Annotated in this window: 9 protein-coding genes; 5 read left to right on the forward strand and 4 right to left on the reverse strand. The window is 37.2% G+C overall.

The annotated features are described in order from the left end of the window. Positions 1-148: 148 nt before the first annotated feature. From HLX49_RS16690 to HLX49_RS16705, 4 genes are all read right to left on the reverse strand, one after another. Complete coding sequence (locus HLX49_RS16690; protein ID WP_296363310.1) at positions 149-517, reverse strand: hypothetical protein; 369 nt, start codon at positions 515-517, stop codon at positions 149-151. 24 nt (positions 518-541) lie between these two features. Then, the gene (locus HLX49_RS16695) at positions 542-1,060 is read right to left on the reverse strand and encodes an acyl-CoA thioesterase (protein ID WP_077702204.1); all 519 of its coding nucleotides are present in this window, start codon (positions 1,058-1,060) and stop codon (positions 542-544) included. Between the two features lie 324 nt (positions 1,061-1,384). Further along, positions 1,385-2,266 carry a LysR family transcriptional regulator gene (locus HLX49_RS16700; RefSeq protein WP_077702203.1) on the reverse strand — a complete coding sequence of 294 codons (882 nt, stop codon included), beginning with the start codon at positions 2,264-2,266 and terminating at the stop codon, positions 1,385-1,387. Positions 2,267-2,727: 461 nt separating this feature from the next. Next, positions 2,728-3,009, reverse strand: a complete 282-nt coding sequence (locus HLX49_RS16705; protein ID WP_077702202.1) for a hypothetical protein — start codon at positions 3,007-3,009, stop codon at positions 2,728-2,730. A gap of 245 nt (positions 3,010-3,254) precedes the next feature. On the opposite strand from HLX49_RS16705, the gene HLX49_RS16710 reads away from it, so the two are divergent. From HLX49_RS16710 to HLX49_RS16730, 5 genes are all read left to right on the forward strand, one after another. Beyond that, positions 3,255-3,902: a hypothetical protein gene (locus HLX49_RS16710; protein WP_077702201.1), complete on the forward strand. Its 648-nt coding sequence runs from the start codon at positions 3,255-3,257 to the stop codon at positions 3,900-3,902. After that, a complete protein-coding gene (locus HLX49_RS16715) occupies positions 3,899-4,642 on the forward strand; it encodes a cytochrome c biogenesis CcdA family protein (RefSeq protein ID WP_077702200.1) in 744 nt (247 codons plus the stop codon). Before HLX49_RS16710 ends, HLX49_RS16715 begins: the two co-directional genes overlap by 4 nt. Before the next feature lie 12 nt (positions 4,643-4,654). After that, positions 4,655-5,260: a redoxin domain-containing protein gene (locus HLX49_RS16720; RefSeq protein ID WP_077702199.1), complete on the forward strand. Its 606-nt coding sequence runs from the start codon at positions 4,655-4,657 to the stop codon at positions 5,258-5,260. 169 nt (positions 5,261-5,429) lie between these two features. Further along, a complete protein-coding gene (locus tag HLX49_RS16725) occupies positions 5,430-6,119 on the forward strand; it encodes a response regulator transcription factor (RefSeq protein ID WP_077702198.1) in 690 nt (229 codons plus the stop codon). After that, positions 6,082-7,191, forward strand: a complete 1,110-nt coding sequence (locus tag HLX49_RS16730) for a sensor histidine kinase (protein WP_296363318.1) — start codon at positions 6,082-6,084, stop codon at positions 7,189-7,191. Before HLX49_RS16725 ends, HLX49_RS16730 begins: the two co-directional genes overlap by 38 nt. Positions 7,192-7,338: the final 147 nt, after the last annotated feature.

A 7,338-nucleotide genomic window follows, 5' to 3' on the forward strand; every position in this document is an offset into this window, starting at 1 on the left:
ATATTACATTTTATAATGAGGAACGATACCAAAAGAGATTAAACAGCCTAGCACCATTAGAATACCGGCGCCAGACTGTGGCATAATTTTTTATTTTTTCACTGTCTACTTGACAGGGCGCAGATCACTAAACTGGCGTGTTTTTCATCTATACAACGGCTGGGCCGACTAAAGAAATGGGTTGTTTACCTAAAATTAATTCACATATCTTTCCATAACCGATTTGTTTATAAGCGCCTAAGAGTGCCTTAATATCTTGTGATTTCGGGTCTTCTTTTAATTTGTTAATCTCCCGTTTATACACATTTAATATATAATCATCATTAACTTGTGGTCGATACTTACTTGGATCCTCGTCCATGATGAGACTACCCATATATTGAAAATTAAACTGTAGCTGTCTCGTAAATTGAATGATTCGTTTGAATTGCTTATACTCTTCTGGTTTAGTTGCTCTAAATGACGCGATTGCACGTTTCGCATCTAATAATTCCTCATAGCTAGAAGTAATGATCATTGAAAACCTCTCCTTTTCTTCCCTTTATTCATCCCAAGGTTTTTTAATAGAAAGTTTAGCAACTAAATCCTTATTTTGTTGTCGTTTTAATCGACGAATTTTGGCTCTTTCTTCACCAGTCTCATAAAGAAACTTTTCCTCTTCTGTTTCTGGAATTACTTTTGGAACTTCGATCGGCTTTTTATTTTCATCTAAAGCAACAAACGTTAAAAACGCTGTAGCCGCTATTCGACGTTCAGCAGTAATCATATCTTCAGCAATGACTTTACAAAAGATTTCCATGGAGCTTTTTCCTGTATAGGCTACAAAGGATTCTATACAGACAGAATCGCTTTGACGAATAGGCGAGTTAAAATTAACGGAGTCCGTAGATGCTGTCACACATTCTTTGACTCTTGCATGTCTCCTTGCTGACAAGGTGGCACATGCATCTAATTTCTTCATTAACACTCCGCCAAACAACGTGTGATAATTGTTTAAGTCATTAATTAACACTTGGTCATTTTGAATGATCCGTGTATCCTTGCTTCTTTTCGCATGCATTGTATCACCTTATCTATTCAATTTCAGCTTCTCATCTATTATAATTCCCGTTGACCGTAAGCGTAAAATGCCAATATCCCATACATCACATAACAAACTGTTATGTAAACGCTTTACAAACAGAAGATATACGCTTCTCTGTAATTAATTCCACATTTTTAAGCAACACTGTAAGGATGTTCTTTTCGGTAAAATTTTCCGTTTCCAACTTAATAAAAGAACTGCATTTTGGAGACAAAAACTAGACCACATGTAAAAAGACTTGGCTTATCACCAAGTCTATGTCGTGCTGAAACGCCTTCGTTTTGCTTATAAACCTAATACTTAATAGTGCAATTTTTCTTCAGCAAAATGGATAAATTCCTTTATAACATAAGACAAATTAGAATCTCGCCTCCAAATTAAAGCTAGCTTCCATTCCATTGCAGGGTTCGTTACTGGTACAGAAGTGACTTCTCTCGTCAGCTCCTGACATGTGCTATCTGGTAGTATAGCAACGCCGATATTCGAAGCTACCATTTCCTCGATAAAATCCAGCTGCGATGTTTCTAATATAATTTTTGGCTTAAACCCTGCTTCTTGGCAAGCCTTTACGATACTGTCACGTAGGGCAAAGTCTTTATTAAACATAATAAACGCTTCTTCTTCTAGTTCATGTAACGTCATACTTTTTCGTCGAGCGAACCTATGACTCGTTGGTACAACTAACTTTAGCCCTTCATGTATAAAAGTATGGCAAGCAAAATCTCCGTAAGTTGCCGGCAAAACAACAACCCCCAAGTCCAATTCACCTTGATGCACTTTTTCTTCAATTCGTTTTGAACCATCTTCCTCTAACTGAAACGTTATATCTGGGTATTGGCGATGAAATGGTGCAATTAATTGCGAAAAGAAAAACCCATTTGTAATCGAAGGAAGGCCAATTCGCATATGTCCTTTTTTCAGTTGCTTAAATTGACCTAAATTCGATAATAACGTTTGATATTCAGCTTCTATACTTTTCGCGTGCTGATACACGACCTGCCCTTCCTCCGTTAGCACAAGCTTCTTTCTAGAACGAATGAACAACGTCGTTCCAAGCTCTTCTTCGAGCGATTTAATAATTCGACTGATCGCAGGTTGCGTTATATATAGTTGATTCGCAGCCTGCGTGAAGCTTCCGGTCTTCGTTACCTCCATAAAATACTGTAGATGTTTGATCTCCACTTTTCTGCCCCGCTCCCTTAATGAATAATTGCTAGTTAAAGGAAGTTCTTAAACCTACTCACCTAGACATCTAAACTGCTGTCAGCCTACACAAGGAAAAGCCAAATCTATGAGTATAAAGGCTAAATAACAACAATTAATGCCTGGTTCGTTTAGATCCTTTTCTGCTACGAACAATCCATCGATAATATAATTAGAAAAACTTGGCTTGTCACCAATTCCTATGGCGAAAGCTGTAGTGTTTCTTATACTATCGTTCGCCCACTTATATGTAATCCCCCATTTTATAACAGCCCAGCATATAACCAATTTAATATGGAGAAAGCTGTGATTTCCTTATACTAAACAACCCTGTTCTATTGTAGAAAAGCAATCCATCGAGCTACTCGACCTCCTCGCTGTATTCGTATCACGTAAACATGTAAAGTAAACCTTTCTCCTACCTAAGGCATTACCCTATATTATTTAAAATACTCCTGAAAGATTTGAATAAATTCTTCTGGAGATGAATCCACTGTATATGTGTATACACCTTGTAATGAGTGTAAATATAAAATTCCCCCTTGGTTAGACACAGGACGATAGGAAAAATCTAACACATTGTCGATAGGAAACTCGCGCCTTTGTGTAACGACTTTATTCGTATACAAATATAACATCCGTTCCTGCTTGATATCCTCTTGCTGTAGACTTGATACTACTCTTTCCATTTTAAAGTAGGCTTGCTTTGCAATAAGGGTCATCAAATCAGGCTCCTTTTAATAAGCTGTGTAAAGCATTATGTTATATCATAACTAATATAATAGTAACATAATTCATTCTTTTTCAGCTTTCTAACGCATTATTACTTCATCTGTATCAAATTCCAATAATATATAAAGCGATACCTTTTAACGAAACATCTATTTTTTCTTTTTCTCTTTCATCAAACTTTCACATTTCTTACTTATACTATCATCAGATTCGTTTGAAATTTGGAGGAAAACATATGCCATCAACTACGGTGTTAATGAGCCTTGCAGCCAATGTCATCAGCTTTTCTATTGGATTACTAGCGTACTACCTAAGTAGCAACCTGTCGAGTAAGGATAAACGAAAAAATGTAGAACACATCATTTCCTATTTAATTAATCTCATTTTATTCATTTGGGTGGCTAAAATTATTTTACAATTGCCATTATTTCTCTCTGACCCAATTGCCGTTTTAGCATATCCAAGTGATGCCCAAGCTTTTTATCTTGCATTACTTTTATTAACCATACAAATGACGTACCAAGTTAAAAAAAGTGGATTGCAGTTGCAAAACTTACTAATAAACGCCATTCCTGTCATATTGGTAGCTTCTTTTACTTACCAATTTATCGATATCGTTTGGCAAGATAATTCCTTAGCGTGGGGTAATTTTATCCTTATGTTGCTTCTTTTACTCATCTATCTATTGGTTAAAGATAGAATGCAAAGCACTATGCTTTTCCTATACTTAACCGTCATTTGGACGATTGGGAAACTTATTCTTAGCTATATACTACCATTTACTACAATTTTCAATTATATGATCCACCCACTTTTCTTTGTCATGGTTGGGTTGATTCATATCTGTATATTTTTATTTAAACGAAAGAAGGTGTCTTCATGACAGCAGCAGCAGATTTAACAATATGGTTAGCGTTAGGAGCAGGAATGCTTTCTTTTCTTTCTCCTTGCACATTACCTATCTTTCCAGCCTATCTATCCTACATAACTGGAATGAGTGTGAAAGAATTAGAAACGAATAACAATGTAAAGATTAGAAGTAAGCTACTTATTCATGCGATTTTCTTTTTGTTTGGCGTATCTCTCATATTTATTAGTCTCGGTATTGGTGTTTCTTTCTTGGGGCAATGGATTCAAGGGCTTTTAGCTGGAGAGTCTGGAGATTTCATTCAGCGAATTGCCGGCATTTTCATTATTGTCATGGGCTTATTTGTTGGTGGCTGGTTAAAAATCACTTCCTTTATGAAAGAGAAACGATTTCGCTTTGCAAGTAAACCGGTAGGATATTTAGGTACAGTGTTTGTAGGGATGGGGTTTGCAGCAGGTTGGACGCCATGTATTGGTCCTATTTTTGCGTCCATTTTAATTGTCGCAGCAGCTAACCCGACACAGGGAGCTTGGTACACGATATTTTATGTCATCGGATTTGCACTTCCTTTTCTTATCCTTACTTTCTTTCTTGGTTCTACAAGATGGATCGTTAGATATAGTGGAATTATTATGAAAATCGGTGGAGTTATCATGATTCTCATGGGTATTCTACTATTTACAGGCTTCATGCCACGAATTTCTGCGTTTTTATTAAACCTCGTTCAAGATACTTGGTTAACCAACTTAGGATAGGAGGAAAGATTTATGAAAAAAGCAATTTTGATTATTATTATAATGGGCATGTTCTCGTGGGCGTTATACGATTTTGTATTGTCATCCAACGATACTGCAGAACAAGTAGATGCGCCCCCTGCTGGAAGTGGCAATCAAATCACGACACAAGAAAATCAAACAAGTGAAACGGAAAAAACAGGGGATTCCAGTGAAGTTGGCTTAGAAGTCGGTAATCTCGCTCCTGATTTCAATTTGTCTACAATGGACGGAGAATCGATTCAATTATCCGAATTACGCGGTGAACGTGTGATGGTGAACTTCTGGGCTACGTGGTGTCCGCCTTGTCGAGCAGAGATGCCAGATATGCAAAAATTCTATGAAAATAAGGATATAAATATTTTAGCTGTTAACTTAACAGAAACAGAAAGTGATTTAATGACGATCCAGAACTTCGTCACTGATTTTGAACTTACGTTTCCCATTTTAAAAGACGAAAATACAGAAGTTGCAAATACCTACCAAATTCAGCCTATCCCGACTACTTTTATGGTCGACAGTAATGGTATTATTCAATACAAAGCATTTGGAGCTATGAACTATGATCTAATGGTACAAGAGTTTGAAAAAATGGAGTAAAGAAAGCTGTACGAAACAAATAGAACAAAGGCTCGGGGCGCCCGGTTAGCAACGTAGCGACTGGAACGAATCAAATCAAGATCACTTCAAAGTAATTTCTTTCTCTAACGGCAGCTTTCTAGTATCACTTTTTCCATCAACTGCGTTACACTAAGGTTGAGGTGAGATCATGAAGCAAACAATTATGATCGTTGAAGATGATAGAATGATACGTAATTTAGTGCGCATTTATTTAGAAAAAAATGGATACTGTGTTGTAGAAGCTTCAGATGGAGAGGAAGCGAAAGCTGTATTTATAAAGCACCTCCCATGCCTCATCATCCTCGATTTAATGCTTCCGAAAGTAAGTGGTGAGGAGTTTTGTGAATGGGTAAAACAACAAGAAAACGGCGAAGTTTCTATTATTATGCTTTCTGCTAAGACGAGTATTGAAGATAGAATAACAGGACTAAAAATTGGGGCAGACGACTATATGACAAAGCCATTTGATGCGAATGAACTGATAGCACATGTAGAAGCAGTATTGCGACGTACAGGGAGTTACTGCCAAAAAATAGTCTATGATGGACTTTGCATTAAGCCGCGAAAAGGAGAGGTATGGCTTCATAATAAGTCCATACAGCTAACTAATTTTGAGTTTAATCTTCTCTATCTGTTTATGCAACATCCAAATAATGTTTTATCGCGAGAGCAACTTGTTACAGAACTCTACCCTAACGCAGAGAGTACGGTATTAGACCGAACCATTGATGCACATATTAAGAAACTGCGGGAAAAAATTGAAGAAGAACCAGCGAAGCCAAAACGGATTCAAACCGTTCGTGGAATGGGGTATAAATTTGTCCAGAATTCATCGTAAACTCATAAACTTGGCGCCTGTCAGCTTTCTATGGCGATTAACTTTTTTACATTTCTTTGTGATCGGGGTCGCTTTATGGATTAGCGGTTGGGCTTTATATAATACGGCTTGTTTTTTAGCTGCTGGGGTAGGAAACCTCGATGAACTACGACAACAGCAATTTAACCAAACGTTGTTAAATTATGTTTGGATATTTGTTATCATCGCCATCGTTGTCGCTTCTATTTTATATTATTATTTATCTAAAAGATTACTGCAGCCTATTCATGAATTAATAGAAGCAACCCAATTGCTACAAATCGGAAAATATCCAGACCCTATTCCCGTTTACCGAAATGATGAAATCGGGCAACTTGTACAGCAATACAATCAACTCATGGAGCAACTGAACCGTAATGAAACAGATCGAAAAAAGCTTGTTTCCGACATTTCCCATGAATTTCGTACACCGTTATCTAATCTTAATGGGTATCTGTCTGCATTGAAGTCAGGTGATATAGAGGGAAATCAAGCGTTATTTGTAGCGCTTTATCAAGAATCACAACGCCTTACTTCGATGCTAGACCAATTTGATCAGTTAAAGCAATGGGACTATACGAATGCAAGCACATACAACCGAAAAGAAATGCAGGCAGTAAAACCACTTCTGGAGCAGTGTGTTTCTATGTTCCATTGGACACTAAAACAAACGGGGATCAAATTGGAACTACAAGCGGAAGTAGCAGATGTATATGTCCACGCAGAAGGAATGCAGCAAGTCATAAGTAATCTCTTAAACAATGCGATTCAATACTATAAGGGGAAAGGATCTATTCGTATTACCGGACAAAAACAAAATAACGGCTATTATATTGCTGTTTCCGGACCTAGTGAACCAATCCCAAACAAAGAAAGAGAATTGATTTTCCAACGATTTTATCGTCTTGAATCCTCCCGCAGTAGAGACACAGGCGGAGCTGGATTAGGACTTGCCATTACGAAAGAAATTATCGACCAGCATGGTGGGAGTATTCAAATAGATACAGTGAAGGATCGAAATATTTTTACGGTTAAGCTTCCAATCCATGCTTAAATAGAGGAGTTTTTCTTATTCCCTAGATTGTAAAATTAAGCGAGACACCAAAAAAGACATGTCATGATATACTCAACGAATAACCAACCAAAGTTAAGGAGAGTGTATCTGACATGTCCTACACCCATCTTACCAAAACAGAACTGG

Origin of the sequence: Virgibacillus sp., from assembly GCF_013393565.1 — a bacterium.
Taxonomy (GTDB): Bacteria; Bacillota; Bacilli; order Bacillales; family Amphibacillaceae; genus Virgibacillus; species Virgibacillus dokdonensis.